This is a genomic window from Actinosynnema sp. NPDC050801, assembly GCF_040673975.1.
In the GTDB taxonomy this organism is placed as follows: domain Bacteria; phylum Actinomycetota; class Actinomycetes; order Mycobacteriales; family Pseudonocardiaceae; genus Actinosynnema.
The window spans coordinates 33,914-48,113 of the sequence record NZ_JBFAQZ010000029.1; the positions used below are offsets into that span (position 1 = coordinate 33,914).

The 14,200-nt window shown below is 72.0% G+C and carries 18 protein-coding genes; 15 read left to right on the forward strand and 3 right to left on the reverse strand.

Annotated features, from left to right (window positions below):
• Positions 1-27: 27 nt before the first annotated feature.
• The gene (locus tag AB0K14_RS36555) at positions 28-1,578 is read right to left on the reverse strand and encodes a GMC oxidoreductase (protein ID WP_360462613.1); all 1,551 of its coding nucleotides are present in this window, start codon (positions 1,576-1,578) and stop codon (positions 28-30) included.
• Between the two features lie 292 nt (positions 1,579-1,870).
• Here AB0K14_RS36555 and AB0K14_RS36560 point away from each other — a divergent pair, with 292 nt between their 5' ends.
• Together AB0K14_RS36560 and AB0K14_RS36565 are read left to right on the forward strand one after the other, a co-directional pair.
• The gene (locus AB0K14_RS36560; protein WP_360462615.1) at positions 1,871-2,284 is read left to right on the forward strand and encodes a hypothetical protein; all 414 of its coding nucleotides are present in this window, start codon (positions 1,871-1,873) and stop codon (positions 2,282-2,284) included.
• 1 nt (position 2,285) lies between these two features.
• Positions 2,286-2,648, forward strand: coding sequence for a VOC family protein (locus tag AB0K14_RS36565; protein WP_360462617.1), 363 nt, complete (start codon positions 2,286-2,288; stop codon positions 2,646-2,648).
• Between the two features lie 34 nt (positions 2,649-2,682).
• On the opposite strand, the gene AB0K14_RS36570 is transcribed toward AB0K14_RS36565, so the two are convergent.
• On the reverse strand, positions 2,683-2,919 hold the full coding sequence (locus AB0K14_RS36570; RefSeq protein WP_360462620.1) for a DUF6480 family protein: 237 nt from the start codon (positions 2,917-2,919) through the stop codon (positions 2,683-2,685).
• 76 nt (positions 2,920-2,995) lie between these two features.
• Here AB0K14_RS36570 and AB0K14_RS36575 point away from each other — a divergent pair, with 76 nt between their 5' ends.
• From AB0K14_RS36575 to AB0K14_RS36590, 4 genes are read left to right on the forward strand one after another with little or no spacing between them, the layout of a single operon-like run.
• Positions 2,996-3,565, forward strand: a complete 570-nt coding sequence (locus tag AB0K14_RS36575; RefSeq protein WP_360462623.1) for a hypothetical protein — start codon at positions 2,996-2,998, stop codon at positions 3,563-3,565.
• On the forward strand, positions 3,565-3,813 hold the full coding sequence (locus tag AB0K14_RS36580) for a BON domain-containing protein (protein ID WP_123742686.1): 249 nt from the start codon (positions 3,565-3,567) through the stop codon (positions 3,811-3,813). Before AB0K14_RS36575 ends, AB0K14_RS36580 begins: the two co-directional genes overlap by 1 nt.
• A complete protein-coding gene (locus AB0K14_RS36585; RefSeq protein ID WP_360462627.1) occupies positions 3,810-4,538 on the forward strand; it encodes a metallophosphoesterase in 729 nt (242 codons plus the stop codon). Before AB0K14_RS36580 ends, AB0K14_RS36585 begins: the two co-directional genes overlap by 4 nt.
• A 4-nt stretch (positions 4,539-4,542) precedes the next feature.
• Positions 4,543-5,073, forward strand: coding sequence for a hypothetical protein (locus AB0K14_RS36590; protein ID WP_360462630.1), 531 nt, complete (start codon positions 4,543-4,545; stop codon positions 5,071-5,073).
• A 346-nt stretch (positions 5,074-5,419) separates the two neighbouring features.
• Here the strand turns inward: AB0K14_RS36590 and AB0K14_RS36595 are convergent, their stop codons facing one another.
• On the reverse strand, positions 5,420-5,938 hold the full coding sequence (locus AB0K14_RS36595; RefSeq protein ID WP_360462633.1) for an SRPBCC family protein: 519 nt from the start codon (positions 5,936-5,938) through the stop codon (positions 5,420-5,422).
• A gap of 148 nt (positions 5,939-6,086) precedes the next feature.
• On the opposite strand from AB0K14_RS36595, the gene AB0K14_RS36600 reads away from it, so the two are divergent.
• The 9 genes from AB0K14_RS36600 to AB0K14_RS36640 all read left to right on the forward strand — a co-directional run bounded on the left by AB0K14_RS36600 (position 6,087) and on the right by AB0K14_RS36640 (position 14,139).
• On the forward strand, positions 6,087-6,602 hold the full coding sequence (locus AB0K14_RS36600; protein ID WP_360462636.1) for an HAD-IIIA family hydrolase: 516 nt from the start codon (positions 6,087-6,089) through the stop codon (positions 6,600-6,602).
• Entirely contained in the window at positions 6,599-7,591 is a 993-nt protein-coding gene (locus AB0K14_RS36605) for a glycosyltransferase family 9 protein (RefSeq protein ID WP_360462637.1), read from the forward strand. Before AB0K14_RS36600 ends, AB0K14_RS36605 begins: the two co-directional genes overlap by 4 nt.
• Positions 7,588-8,463, forward strand: a complete 876-nt coding sequence (locus tag AB0K14_RS36610; RefSeq protein WP_360462640.1) for a glycosyltransferase — start codon at positions 7,588-7,590, stop codon at positions 8,461-8,463. The genes AB0K14_RS36605 and AB0K14_RS36610 overlap by 4 nt, the downstream gene beginning before the upstream one ends.
• Positions 8,460-9,665: a glycosyltransferase gene (locus tag AB0K14_RS36615; protein ID WP_360462643.1), complete on the forward strand. Its 1,206-nt coding sequence runs from the start codon at positions 8,460-8,462 to the stop codon at positions 9,663-9,665. The genes AB0K14_RS36610 and AB0K14_RS36615 overlap by 4 nt, the downstream gene beginning before the upstream one ends.
• Positions 9,662-10,285, forward strand: coding sequence for an SIS domain-containing protein (locus AB0K14_RS36620; protein WP_360462646.1), 624 nt, complete (start codon positions 9,662-9,664; stop codon positions 10,283-10,285). Before AB0K14_RS36615 ends, AB0K14_RS36620 begins: the two co-directional genes overlap by 4 nt.
• 175 nt (positions 10,286-10,460) lie before the next feature.
• Positions 10,461-11,747, forward strand: coding sequence for a D-glycero-beta-D-manno-heptose 1-phosphate adenylyltransferase (rfaE2, locus tag AB0K14_RS36625; protein ID WP_360466631.1), 1,287 nt, complete (start codon positions 10,461-10,463; stop codon positions 11,745-11,747).
• Positions 11,747-12,427, forward strand: a complete 681-nt coding sequence (locus tag AB0K14_RS36630) for an SDR family oxidoreductase (protein WP_360466628.1) — start codon at positions 11,747-11,749, stop codon at positions 12,425-12,427. The genes rfaE2 and AB0K14_RS36630 overlap by 1 nt, the downstream gene beginning before the upstream one ends.
• Positions 12,418-13,593 (forward strand): cytochrome P450, encoded by a 1,176-nt coding sequence (locus tag AB0K14_RS36635; protein ID WP_360466625.1) that lies wholly within the window; start codon positions 12,418-12,420, stop codon positions 13,591-13,593. The genes AB0K14_RS36630 and AB0K14_RS36635 overlap by 10 nt, the downstream gene beginning before the upstream one ends.
• Before the next feature lie 12 nt (positions 13,594-13,605).
• Entirely contained in the window at positions 13,606-14,139 is a 534-nt protein-coding gene (locus tag AB0K14_RS36640) for a DUF6328 family protein (protein WP_360466634.1), read from the forward strand.
• Positions 14,140-14,200: the final 61 nt, after the last annotated feature.

The following is a 14,200-nucleotide window of genomic DNA, read 5'->3' on the forward strand; positions in this document are numbered from 1 at the left end:
CGACCCCGCTCCGGGTCGACGCCTGCGTCAGGCGTGGCGGAGGAGGTCGGCCGCCCGCTCGCCGATCATGATCGAGGTCAGGTTCGTGTTCGCCCGCACGTGCGACGGCATGATCGACGCGTCGGCCACGTACAGCCCGTCGACCCCGTGCACCGCGCCGTACTGGTCCACGACGGTGGTCGGGTCGGTGCTCGGCCCCATCTTGGCGGTGCCCACCGGGTGGTACGTGCTGTCCACGGTCTGCCGCGCGTACTCGCGCAACGAGTCCTCCGAGTCCAGGGTGGAGTCGTCGATCAGCACGAACTTGTCGCCGAGCGCGCGGATCGCGGGCGAGTTCGCCAGCTCCCACGCCGTGCGCACGCCGTCGACGAACGTGCGGTAGTCGCGTTCGTCGGACAGGTAGTTGAGGTCGATCAGCGGCGCCTCGTGCGGGTCGACCGAGGTCAGGGTCAGCCTGCCCCGCGCGTGCGGTCGCTGGTCGACCACCATCACGCCGAAGATGCGGTCGCCGCCCGCGATCTGCCGCAGGTCGGGGAACTGCTGGGTGAGGTCGAAGCCGTTGACCATGTAGTAGTGCATGTCGTTGGGCTCGTCGGAGCCCTTGGCGGTGGCGCGCAGCACGGTCTGCCCCACGGGCTCGCCGAAGTTCTCCGCGCCCGGCTTCGGCGTCATGAACACGCCCGTGCGCGGGTGGTCGTTGAGGCCCGCACCGACGCCGGGCAGGTCCGACACCACCGGCAGGCCGAGCCGCCGCAGGTCTTCGGCCGGTCCGATGCCCGAGCGCAGCAGCACGGTGGGCGTGCCGATGGTGCCGGCGGCGAGGATGACGCGGCGCCCGGTCACCTGGCGGCTGGTCCCGTCCTCCACCAGTTCCACGCCGTACGTCAGGCCGTCGCGGATGAGCACCCGCTTGACCAGCGTGGTCGGGATGATCGTCAGGTTGTCCCGGCCCCGCGTGGCGGGCAGGTAGCCCATCGTCGTGGAGACCCGGACCGTCGGGTCGCGCCGGTTGGACGGCATCGCGCCCACACCCGTGGCGTTCGGGTGATTCTGGTCGTCCACCCAGGGGAATCCGTGTTCCAGGCAGGCGTCGATGAAATAGCGCTGTGCCGGTGTCATCTCGTCGATCGGGAAGCGCCTGATCGGGATCGGGCCGCCCTTGCCGTGGAACTCGTCGGTGAAGTCCAGATCATCTTCCATGATGCGGTAAAAGGGCAGGACTTTCTCCCAGGACCACTCCGGGTTGCCGAGTTCGGCCCACTCGTCGAAATCGGCTGGAATACCGCGCAACGCCACCGTGCCGCCCACCGCGGACGACCCGCCGACCACGCGCCCGCGGGGGAACCGGATGTCCCTCCCGTCGACGGCCCGCGCGGAGAACTGCCAGTCGTGCCTGGACATCGACATGAAGTTGCCGGCCAGCAGGTCGGCGGGCATGTCGGACACGGTGGGGTAGTAGGGACCCGCCTCGATGAGCGCCACCCGTCGGGCCGGGTCCTCGGTGAGCCGGGCGGCGAGCGGCACACCTGCCGCGCCGGCCCCGACGATGATGTCATCGAAATCTAACAATCGGGACATCGGAGAATCGCCTCCAAATGAGATGGAATCTTGGCGTGGCGGCCTGGCGGAAACGGTCTTCGTGGCCGCTCACGGATTCTTGCCCGGGCAACCGAAAGCTAACGCGAGCGATGGTCACGTCGTTTCTTTTGGATTGCCCTATTTGTCAACACGAACTATTCGCGGCGATAAGAGAATAGTCGTGGTGAGGGGGAATGGTCAGGCGGGTGATCTTGCCCTAGGCTGCCGGTTGCATGGTGCAATCCAGTAGGGTCGGCGGCACGGTGCCGGGCGGCGGAACCGGGGGTGGGTGGTGGTCGGTGTCGGCGAACTGCTGACCGAGGAGCGCGGCCGGACGGTGAGCCGTCGGGTGGTGTCCATCGAGGGTGGCGCGGTGAAGGTGGAGGTCACCTTCGAGGCGCGCGGCGTCTATGGCGGCATCGCGTACGCCAACATCGGCACGTACTGGTCGGTTGCCCAGCCCGGCGGCGCGCTCTACAGCGAGTGGCTCGGCGGCATGAAGACCGACCGCGGTGCGGGCCTGGCGACGTGGCGCGGCTTCGGCGCGGGCCGGCTCGGCGAGCAGGACGCGCGTGCCTACCGCGGTTCCTCCATCACCGAGAACGCCACCGGTGAGCTGGCCGGCCTCGCCGGTGTACTGGCAGTTTTCGAATTCTCCATCGATGACAACGGCGACGTGGTGCGCCGAACTTGGGAGTTGAGCTGACGTGGAATTGTCGAGCGGAGCAGGGCTGAGCGGTCTGGTGCTGGGCAGCACCGACCCGAAGCGACTGGGCGCGTGGTACCAGGCCGCTTTCGCCCCTGAGGCGGACCTCGCCGACTCGGTGCTGTGGCTGGAGCAGGGTGTCCTGGTCTTCGAGGAGCGCGACGACGTCGCCGAGCGATCCGCCGAACCGGGCCGGGTGATCATCAACATCCAGGTGTCCGACCTGGCCGCCCTGGTGACGCACCTGAACGGCCTGGGCGACGTGACCTGGATCCGTCCGGTCGAGGAGATCCAGATCGGCCTCATCGCCACGGTCAAGGACGTCGACGGCAACTTCGTGAACGTCTGGCAGCCCAAGGGCTAGCCCGGCGGCCGGCTCGGCGTGGGCGAGCGCCGGGCTAGAAGAGGTTCGTCCACCCCATCACCTGCGCCACGACGAACGCCAGGGTCAGCAGGGTGATGATCAGCACCGCCACCAGCGTGATGATCGGGCCGCGCCGCGACGGCATGGGCTGCGGGTGGGACAGGCCGGAGGTCTGGCCGGAGTCGGGCGGCGTCTCGCCGGGCGCGACGCCGCCACCTGGCTCCAGACCGGGCGTGCGGTCCGGGTCCGGGTCGGGCGGTGTGGCAGTCATGCCGACAGGACTACCCCGTGCCGACGACGCTATCCGCGTCCGTGTGAACACCCAGCCGTACGGGTAGTCACCACGCATGAGCGGTGTCCAAGACGACTTGCTGCGCACGTTGACCAAGGTGGCCAAGGCCCTGCGCGCGCAGGACATCCCGTTCGCTCTCGCGGGCGGGTGCGCGGTGTACGCCAGAGGTGGGCCCGCGACCGAACACGACGTGGACATCCTGGTGCGTGAGGAGGACGCGGGCGCCGCGGTGAGCGCGCTCGTCGCGGCCGGCATGCGCGCCGCCACACCACCCGAGGACTGGCTGCTGAAGGTCTACGACGGCGATTCGCTGGTCGACCTGCTGTTCCGGCCCAACGAGGTCCCGGTGACCGACGAGACGCTGGCGCGCGCCGAGGAGTTGCAGGTCGGCTCCGTGGTGCTGCCGGTGATGCCCGCGACCGAGGTGATGATCGGCAAGCTGCTGGTGTTGGACGGGCACCGTTGCGACTTCAGCGAGCTGCTGCCGTTCGCCCGCGCGCTGCGCGAGCAGATCCACTGGGACAAGGTGAGGGAAGCCACCAAGCAGTCGCCGTACGCCGAGGCGTTCCTGGTGCTCGTCGAACGCCTCGACCTCCTGCCCACCCCACTGACCAGGAGCGTGTGATGACCGCAGAGCAATACCTCTCCGCCCGGCTGCGCCAGGCGTTGGCCGAGGACCCGCGGACCACCGAACTGGGCGTCCGGGTCACCGTGCGCGGTGACCACGTGCTCCTGTCCGGTGACGTGGCCAGTCCCGAGCGCCGCGCCGAGCTGGAAGCGGTGATCCACGACGTGGCGCCGGAGTTGACCGTGCTCGACGACGTGAAGGTGGTGCCGTCCGACGCCCCGGTCGGCCGAGAGGAGATTCGATGATCCGCATCGCCGCGGTAGGTGACGTGCACCTGGGCGAGGACGCGCGCGGGCGGATGCGGCCCGCGTTGGACCAGCTCGGGGACTGCGCCGACGTGTTGCTCCTGGCGGGCGACCTGACCCGCCACGGCACGGTGTCCGAGGCGCGGGTGGTGGCCGACGAGTTCGGCGGGCTGCCCGTGCCGGTGATCGTCGTGCTGGGCAACCACGACCACCACGACGACAAACCGGACGAGGTCACCGCCGTGCTGCGCGACGCGGGCCTCACCGTGCTGGAGGGCGAGGCCACCACGATCGACGTGAACGGCCACACGTTGGGCGTCGCGGGCGTGAAGGGCTTCGGCGGCGGGTTCGCGGGCAAGTGCGGCAGCGCGTTCGGTGAACCGGAGATGAAGGCGTTCATCCGGCACACCACGGTGATCGCCGACTCCCTCGGCGCCGCCCTGGGCAGCCTGGACACCGACGTGAAGGTGGCGTTGACGCACTACGCGCCGGTGCCGGACACGTTGCGCGGCGAGCCGCCGGAGATCTACCCGTTCCTGGGCTCCTACCTGCTCGGCGAGGCCATCGACGCCAACCGCACGACCCTGGCCGTGCACGGGCACGCGCACTTCGGCAACGAGCACGGCATGACACCCGGTGGGGTACGGGTGCGCAACGTCGCACAACCGGTCATCCGATCGGCATACACCGTCTACTGCGTGGAACCCGCCGTAGTGGAGGTGTAGCGGCATGGAGGAACCCAGGACCGGAGGCCCGTCCGTGGTGTGGGCGGGGCCGCCCGACGCGCCGGCCGTCGTGGTGCTCGACCCGGCCGGTGTCGGCAGGCACGGCGACCTGCCCGGCACGTGGCGCCCGTTGACCGAGTACCTGCAGGTCATGTGGTGCCGGTTGCCGGCCGCGGACGAGCCGTGGCACGAGGTCGACGAGGTGCTGTCCGAGTTCGCCGACCGGGCCGTGCCGGTGCACCTGGTGGCGGGCGCGGCGGCCGGGGCGGAGGTGGGCGAGCTGATCCGGCGGCACCAGGACCTGATCAACTCGGCTCAGACCTTCGCCGCGCCCGTGCCGCTCGGGCACCCGGAGGTGGTGCTGGAGGTGTTGCGCGAGCTGCTGGACCGGGACGTCGACCCGCGGACCGACCCGGCTGGCGCCGAACCCGCGAACGGCGGGGGCGAGGCCGGTTCGCTGCTCGGCGACGGCGACGCCGCCTCGGCGCTGCGGCAGTCGGTGAACCGGTTGTTCGACCGTTTGAAGGACGGCTAGCGGCGGGAAGAACGAGCGAGAGGCCCGTGGACCACTCGGTCCACGGGCCTCTCGTTGCTCCGACACCCTTGCCGGTCCGGCTCGCTCCTCCGCAACGGACAGCGCCCGGCACTGACTCTCCTGGCACTGCGGTGGCGAAAGGCCCCGACCGCGGCAGGCCCGCACCCGGACAGCGGAAGGCTCGTATCGGGACACAGCGGAAGGCCCGCACCGGGACAGCGGAAGGCCCCGCGAGCCGGAGCTCGCGGGGCCTTCTCGTGTCAACTGCCTTCGACCGGCGGTCGGGGCCGGGGAATCAGAGGTTGTGACGCACTCCGCCTCCCCGGTTCCCGCACCGCCCGTGCGCTCATCGCAGCGGGTCACCCGGGCGTCCGGCGTCGGGCAGGTCGTGGCGCGTCTCGCCGGCCTGCGGCGGACGGCTCACGTCACCGCGCCACGCGCCGGTCTCCGCGCCGCGACCCTCGATGAACTCCTTGAACCGCTCCAGGTCACCCGACACGCGGTGGCCGACCACGCCCGTCGCGGCGCCGGCCTTCTCGACCAGCGTCTGCGGGTCGAACTCCATCTGCACGTGGACCCGCGTCCGGTGGTCGTCGAGGCGGTGGAACGTCACCACGCCGCCCTGCGGCGGACCGTCGACGGTGTGCCACGCCACCCGCTCGTCCGGGTGCTGCTCGGTGATCTCGGCGTCGAACTCCCTGGTCACTCCGGCGATCTTGGTAACCCAGTGGGTCCGGGTGGGAGTCACCTGGGTGATGCGCTCGACACCCTCCATGAACTGCGGGAACGACTCGAACTGCGTCCACTGGTTGTACGCGGTCGTGACCGGGACCTCGACGTCCACGGACTTCTCGATCGTCGTCACTGCAACAACCTCTCCTCGGGAATCGAGTTCGACACCTGGTTACCCACCAACACGGGTATCACACACATGCCCACCCACTCCGGAGTGACGGCGAGTAGCGCTTTGCCGAGAAGTGTTTGCTTCGCTTCCCACCGGCTAACTCTCCTCTGTGGACCAGCCCCCCGACGCGGTTCTCTTCGACCGCGACGGCACGCTCATCAAGGACGTGCCCTACAACGGCGACCCTGACCGGGTGGAGCCGATGCCCGGCGCGCACGACGTCCTGCGCGTCCTGCGCGCCAACGGAGTGCCCACGGGCGTCGTCAGCAACCAGTCCGGCATCGGCCGCGGTCTGCTCACGCGTGCCCAGGTGGACGCGGTGAACGCACGGGTGGAAGAACTGCTCGGCCCGTTCGGCACGTGGCAGGTCTGCCCGCACGGCCCCGATGACGGCTGCGCGTGCCGCAAACCCGCGCCCGCCATGATCTTCGCGGCCTGTGAAGCGCTTCAGGCCCGTCCCGAGCGCACCTTCTTCATCGGCGACATCGAGGCGGACGTGGCAGCGGCGCTCGCCGCCGGCGCCGTCCCCATCCTCGTGCCCACCCCGCAGACGCTACCCGACGAGGTGGACCGCGCGCCCCGCACCGCGCCCGACCTCCGGTCCGCATTGGCGATGGTCCTATGAGGACACTCGTGGCCAGGCTAGACAACGACGGTGACGTGCTGCTCGCCGGCCCGGCGATCCGCGCCGCCGCGCACGCGGGCGAAGTCGTGCTGCTGTGCGGTCATTCCGGCGCGCAGGCGGCGGCGCTGCTGCCCGGCGTGCAACGGGTCGTGCGGTGGGACTGCCCGTGGATCGCCCACCCGGCGCCCGAGGTGCGCACCCCGGACATCGAGGGGGTGGTCGCCCTGCTCAAGGGCGTCCGCGCCGACGTGGCGCTGGTGCTGACCTCGTTCCACCAGAGCCCGCTGCCGCTGGCGCTGCTGCTGAAGCTGGCCGGTGTGCCGAAGGTCGTCGCCCGCTCCACGGACTACCCCGGTTCGCTGCTGGACGTCCGGCTGCGTGACGACCCGGACATCCCGGAGGCGGAACGCGCGCTGGAGGTCGCCCGGGCCGCCGGGTTCGAGCTGCCGCCGGGTGACGACGGCCGGCTGGCGATCACCGCGCCCCCCGAACCGGCCGAGATCGGGCCGTACGTGGTCGTGCACCCGGGCGCCTCGGTGCCCGCACGAGCGTGGTCGCCGGACCGGTGCGCCGAGGCCGTGGTCGCGCTCACCGAGGCCGGGCACCGCGTCCTGGTCACGGGCGGGCCGAACGAGGCCGAGCTGACCAGGCACGTGGCGGGCGCGCACGGCGTCGACCTGGGTGGCCGCACGACGTTCGCCGAACTGGCCGGGCTGCTGGCCCGCGCGGACGCGGTCGTGGTCGGCAACACGGGTCCGGCGCACCTCGCCGCCGCGGTCGGCACGCCGGTCGTGTCCTTGTTCTCTCCCGTCGTGCCCGCCCGCCGGTGGGCGCCGTACGGGCCGCACGTGGTGCTGGGCGACCAGAACGCGCCGTGCCGTGACTCGCGCGCCCGCGAGTGCCCGGTGCCCGGCCACCCGTGCCTTGACCGGGTGACGCCCGACCAGGTCGTCGCCGCCGTGGCCGAACTCGTGGGGGTGAGGACGTGAAGATCCTGCTGTGGCACGTGCACGGGTCGTGGACGAACGCGTTCGTCCGGGGAGGGCACGAGTACCTGATCCCCGGCCCCCCGCACGGGATAGGGCTCTCCGGGCGCGACTGGCCCGCCCGCGAGGTCGCCATGTCCGAAGTGGACGCCGACATCGCGGTGCTGCAACGGCCCGAAGAGGTCGGCCTGGTGCCCGCCGGGATCCCGCTGGTGTACCTGGAGCACAACACGCCGAAGTTCCCGAACCAGGCGCACCCGCTCAAGGACTGGCCGGGCACGGTCGTGCACGTCACCCACTTCAACGACCTGATGTGGGACTGCGGGACCACGCGCACCGTCGTCATCGAACACGGCGTCGTGGACCCGGGTCCCCTGTACACGGGCGAGCTGCCGCGCGCGGCCGTCGTCGTCAACGACCCGGTGCGCCGCGGCCGGGCGGTGGGCACCGACCTGCTGCCGAGGTTCGCCGAGGCCGCTCCGCTGGACGTGTACGGGATGAAGACCACCAAGCTGGGCGAGATGGGGCGCGGTGACCACGACCTGGTCTCGCTGCACCGGGAACTGGCCCAGCGGCGGCTCTACCTGCACACCGTGCGGTGGACGTCGCTGGGGCTGTCGCTGATCGAGGCGATGCACCTGGGGATGCCCGTGGTGGCGTTGGCGTGCACGGAGGTCGTGCGCGCGGTGCCGCCGGAGGCGGGCGTGGTGTCCACCGACGTGGACGAACTGGTGCGGGCCGTGGCCGAGTTGGTCGCGGACCCCGCGCTGGCCAAGCAGAAGGGGAAGCAGGCCAGGGAGTTCGCCCTGGCCAGGTACGGGCTCGACGCCTTCCTGCGGAGTTGGGACCGGTTGCTGACAGGAGTGAGCGGATGAGGATCGCGATGGTGTCCGAGCACGCCAGTCCGTTGGCTGCCTTGGGCGGTGTCGACGCGGGCGGACAGAACGTGCACGTCGCCGCCTTGTCGGCGGCGCTCGCCGCGCACGGGCACGACGTGACGGTCTACACCCGTCGCGACGACCCGGACCTGCCCGAGCGGGTGCGCACCGAGCAGGGCTACGACGTCGTGCACGTGACCGCCGGTCCGGCTCGTGCCGTGCCGAAGGACGACCTGCTGCCGCACATGGGCGAGTTCGCCCAGTTCCTGGAGCAGCAGTGGTACGACGAACGGCCCGATGTCGTGCACGCCCACTTCTGGATGTCCGGCCTGGCCTCGGTGCTCGCCGCGCGCAAGGTGGGCGTGCCCGTGGTGCAGACCTACCACGCCCTCGGCACGGTGAAGCGCCGCCACCAGGGCGCGGAGGACACCAGCCCGGCCGAGCGGATCGCGATCGAGCGGATGATCGGACGTGAGGCCGACCGGATCGCCGCGACCTGTGACGACGAGGTGACCGAGCTGATGCGCATGGGCGTGCAGCGGTCGCGGATCTCCGTCGTGCCGTGCGGGGTGGACCCGGCGCGGTTCCAGCCCGACGGTCCGGCCGAGCACCGCCGCTACCCGCACCGCATCGTCTCGGTCGGCAGGCTGGTGCCGCGCAAGGGTTTCCAGGACCTGATCACGGCGCTGCGGTCGATGCCGGAGACCGAGCTGGTCATCGCGGGCGGCCCGGTGGACGTCGAGTCGGACCCGGAGGCCCGGCGGCTGGCCGCGCACGCGGCACGCGTCGGCGTGCGGGACCGGCTGTGGCTGGCCGGGCAGGTGTCGCGGGACGCGATGCCCGCGTTGCTGCGATCGGCCGACGTGGTGGCGTGCGTGCCCTGGTACGAGCCGTTCGGCATCGTGCCGCTGGAGGCCATGGCCTGCGGGGTGCCGGTGGTGGCCAGCGCGGTCGGCGGCTTGACCGACACCGTGGTCGACGGCGTCACCGGCGTGCTCGTGCCGCCGCGGGACCCGGCCGCGCTGGCCCGCGCGCTGCACTCGCTGCTGGCCGACGGGGCCAGGCGGGAGGCCTGCGGTCTGGCGGGCCTGGACCGGGTGAGCGTCCGCTACACCTGGGACCGGATCGCCGAGGACACCCAACGCGTCTACGAGCGGGTCACGGTCGGGCAGGCCGCGGCCGTGGGAGGTACCCGATGAGCGTCGAGACGCACCTGAACGGGCTCGCCCAGTCGCTGGCCGGGCTGCGCGCCCAGGCGCCGCGGCTGACCCGCTGGGGCGGTGTGCTGGCCCGCAGGCTCTCCGACGGCGGCCGGCTGCTGGCGGCGGGCAACGGCGGTTCGGCCGCCGAGGCGCAGCACCTGACCGCCGAGCTGGTCGGCCGGTTCCGCGACGACCGGCGGCCGTTCTCCGCGATCGCGCTGTGCGCGGAGTCGTCCAGCGTCACCGCGATCGGTAACGACTACGGCTACGAGCAGGTGTTCGCCCGCCAGGTGACCGCGCATGCCCGACCGCAGGACGTGGTGCTGCTGCTGTCCACGAGCGGGCGCAGCCCGAACCTGATCGAGGCGGCGAAGGCGGCCCGCCAGGCGGGCGCGCACGTGTGGGCCATGACCGGCCCGACCCCGAACCCGCTGGCGGAGGCGGTGGACGAGGTGCTGGCGCTGCCGGGTGAACCCGCGAACGTGCAAGAAGCCCAGTTGGTGGCGGTCCACGCGCTGTGCGCCGCCTTCGAAGCTGTGTTGGATGGCGCTGTGTTGGATGGCGCCGCCTCCGGCGTCGCGGGCTCGGTCGCCTTGAAGTCGGCCGCTCGCGCCTGATTTCCGACGATCGAAAAGCGTGATCGCCGGAAATCAGGCGCGAACGACCGACGCGACCTCGCGTGGTGGTCCGGTGTCAGGGCGAGCGTCAGGAGTGGACCGGCGAGGGTCAGGAGTGGAACGGCGAGGGTCAGCAGTGGACCGGCGAGTGCCAGTGGTGGAACAGGAGGAAGCCGTGAAGTTGGTCGTCGTGGGCGACTCGTTGCTCGACGTGGACGTGCTGGGCACCGCCGAACGACTGTGCCCGGACGCGCCCGCACCGGTCTTGGACGTGGAGGAAGAACGAGCCAGACCCGGTGGCGCGGGCTTGGCCGCCGCACTGGCCGCCGCCGACGGTGTCGACGTCACGCTGGTCAGCGCCGTCGCCGACGACGAGGACGGGCAGCGGCTGCGGGACGAGTTGGCGCGGGTGCCGTCCGTGCTGGGACCGTCGCCCACGCCGACACCGGTCAAGACCCGGTTGCGCAGCGGCGGCCAGTCGATCGCCCGGCTCGACCGCGGCGGCGGGCCCGGCACGCCGGAGGCGACCGACGAGATGCTCGACGCGGTGCTGGCGGCCGACTGCGTCCTGGTCTCCGACTATGGGCGCGGGCTGGTGCGCGACGAACGACTGCGTGGCGTCCTCGCCCGCCGCCCGGTGGTGTGGGACCCGCACCCACGCGGCCCGGACCCGGTGCCCGGCGCACGCCTGGTCACGCCGAACGCGGCCGAGGCCAGGACGTTCAGCGGGCGCGACGACCCGCTGGAAGCGCTGGAAGCGCTGCGCGCCCGGTGGCGCGCCCGGGCGGTTGTGGTGACGCTCGGCGCCGACGGCGCGCTGCTGCACGGTGGCGGCACGCCGGTCGCCGTGCCCGCGCCCCGCGTGCCCGTGGTCGACCCGTGCGGGGCGGGGGACCGGTTCGCCACGACCGTCGCGGTCCGGCTGATGAGCGGCGCGGCGATGGACGACGCGGTCGCCGACGGCGTCACCTCGGCGGCCGAGTTCCTCCGGTGCGGCGGCGCGTCCGGGTTCCGGCCCGTCGACCAGCTGTCCACTGTGGACGCGGTGCGGGCGCGTGGCGGCGTGGTCGTCGCCACCGGGGGCTGCTTCGACCTGCTGCACGCGGGCCACGTCCGCACCCTGCGCGCCGCCCGGGCGCTCGGCGACTGCCTGGTGGTGTGCCTGAACTCCGACGCGTCGGTGCGCCGGCTCAAGGGCCCGGACCGGCCGGTCACCCGGGAGCAGGACCGGGTCGAGGTGCTCCGCGCGCTGGGCTGCGTGGACGACGTGGTGGTGTTCGAGGACGACACGCCGGAACGCGCGCTGGCCGCCCTGCGCCCGGACGTGTGGGTCAAGGGCGGTGACTACACCGTGGATTCGTTGCCGGAGGCGGACCTCGTGCGGGGCTGGGGCGGGCGGACCGTCGTCGTGCCCTACCACCGGGGCCGTTCGACCACCGAGATGTTGTCGAGGAGGGGCTGATGCTCGGTCAGGTGTTGGTGACCGGAGGGGCGTCCGGACTGGGCGCGGCCGTGGTCAAGGCGGTGCACGACCTGGGCGGGCGACCGCTGGTGCTGGACAAGGCCGCCCCGGCGGCACCCGAGGTGGCCGACTTCGAGTCGGTCGACCTGTCCGACACCAGGGCGGCCGAACGCGCGGTGCGGACCATCGCCGAGCGCAACGGCGGCCTGCGGGCGGTCGTGACGGCGGCCGGCACGGACGCGTGCGGCCGGCTGGACGAGGTGTCCGGCGCGGACTGGGACCGGGTGGTGATGGTGAACCTGCTCGGCACCGCGGCGGTGGTGCGGGCGGCGTTGCCCATGCTGGACGGCGGCCGGGTGGTGACCATCGCGTCGACCCTCGGGCTGCGCGCGGTCAGCGACGCCACCGCGTACTGCGCCTCGAAGTTCGGCGTGGTCGGCTTCACCAGGGCGTTGGCGGCCGAGACCGCCGGGCGGGTCGGCGTGACGCTGGTGATCCCCGGCGGCATGCGCACCCACTTCTTCGACGACCGGGCCGAGCAGTACCGGCCGCCGGACGACAGCAAGCTGAACCCGCCCGAGCGGGTCGCCGACGCGATCGTGTTCGCGTTGCGCCAACCCGAGGGGTGTGAGGTGCGCGAACTCGTGGTCGCGCACGCCGAGGAGGGGTCGTGGCCGTAGCTTCGCGGTCGGACACCGGCCAGGCGTTCGCCAAGGTGCTGTTGCCGACGCTGGCGAAGGGCGTGATCGTGCGCCGGGCCAGGGTGACGGCGATGGCGGAGAAGGTCCAAGCGGACGCCGTGGCCGTGGCCACCGTGAAGCGGTTCCGCGAGCGGTACGGTCCCGAACCGCTGCGGCTGAGGGTCACCGGGCGCAGCATCGCCCTGCTGCTCGACCCGGTCGACGTGTCGCGGCTGCTGGCCGAGTCGCCGACGCCGTTCGCCCTGGCCACCCGGGAGAAGAAGGCCGCGCTGCGGCACTTCCAGCCGCACGGCGTGCTGATCTCGACCGGCCGGGCCAGGGCGCGGCGGCGCGCGGTGAACGACGACGTGCTGCGGCCGGAGAAGATCGACGTGCCCGCCGTCGTGGCCGACGAGGCCGATCTGCTGCTCCGGCACGTCCGCAGCGCCGGTGTGCTGACGTGGGACGCGTTCGCGCAGGCGTGGTGGCGCGTGGCGCGGCGGATCGTACTCGGGTCGTTCGCCCGCGAGGACGTCGAGCTGACCGACATGCTCCAGCGGCTGCGGGGCAGCGCGAACTGGGCCTACCTGGCGCCGCGCCGGGTGGCGTTGCGCAAGCGGTTCGAGGAGCGGTTGCGCGGGCACCTGGAGCGCGGCGAGCCGGGCAGCCTGGCGAACCTCGCTCCCGCCGACGAACTCCAGGGCCAGGTGCCGCACTGGCTGTTCGCGTTCGACGCGGCGGGCATCGCGACCATGCGTGCGCTGGCGATCGGCGGTGCGGGACAGGCCGGGATCTGGGAGTCGGCGCGGCTGTGGCCGACGACGCCGGTGATCCTGCGCGAGAGCACCGAACCGACCCGCTGGCACGGCACGTGGCTGCCCGCCGGCACCACGTTCGTCGTGTTCGTGCCGTACTTCCACCGCGACCCCGACCTGCTGCCCTACGCCGACGCGTACACGCCGGAGAACTGGCCGACGCCCAGCGACCCCGGTCTGGTGCCGTTCAGCGGCGGTCCGGGCACCTGCCCCGGGCAGGACCTCGTGCTGGTCGCCGGCGCCACCATGCTGGACGCGCTGCGCGACCACCTGGAGGTGCCGACCCTGCGTGCGCCGCTGCCCGTGACGCTGAACCACTTCGGGCTGTCGTACGTCACCCGAAATCCATGATTGGGCAGGGCGATGGCTGGGTATGTGGTGGCGGTGAGTCAGGCTGAGGAGTCACACCACCGGAGGTTGGCCCGCAACCTCAACGAACTGCTGCAGGAATTGCGCGTGGCGCAGGCAGGCGTCCAGATCCTGTTCGGCTTCCTGCTGTCGATAACCTTCACCGAGCGCTACGCCGCGGCCAGCATGTACGTCCGGGGCACGCACCTGATCACAATCCTCTTCGCCGCGTGCGCGGTGGCGCTGCTGACCGCGCCCGCCGCCTGGCACCGGCTGCTCTTCCGCCGCGGCAGGCGGGAGGACGTGATCGAGGTGGCGAACCGCTTCGCGATCGCCGGGCTGGCGTTCCTGGCCGTGGCCATGATCGGCACCGTCCTGCTGCTCGGCGAGGTCATCATCGGCGGCTGGGTGGCGTTCGCGCTCGGCGGCTTCGCGACCCTGTTGTTCGGCATCCTGTGGTTCGCGTGGCCATTGCGGGAACGCCACCGCGACACCGTCGGCGAGGATGACGACGACGAGGACGGGGACGACGAAGACCGCCTGGAATGACCCGGGGCGGCCCGACCGGTGAGCCGGACCCGGGTCAGCCGGACTCGGGTCAGCCGAACTC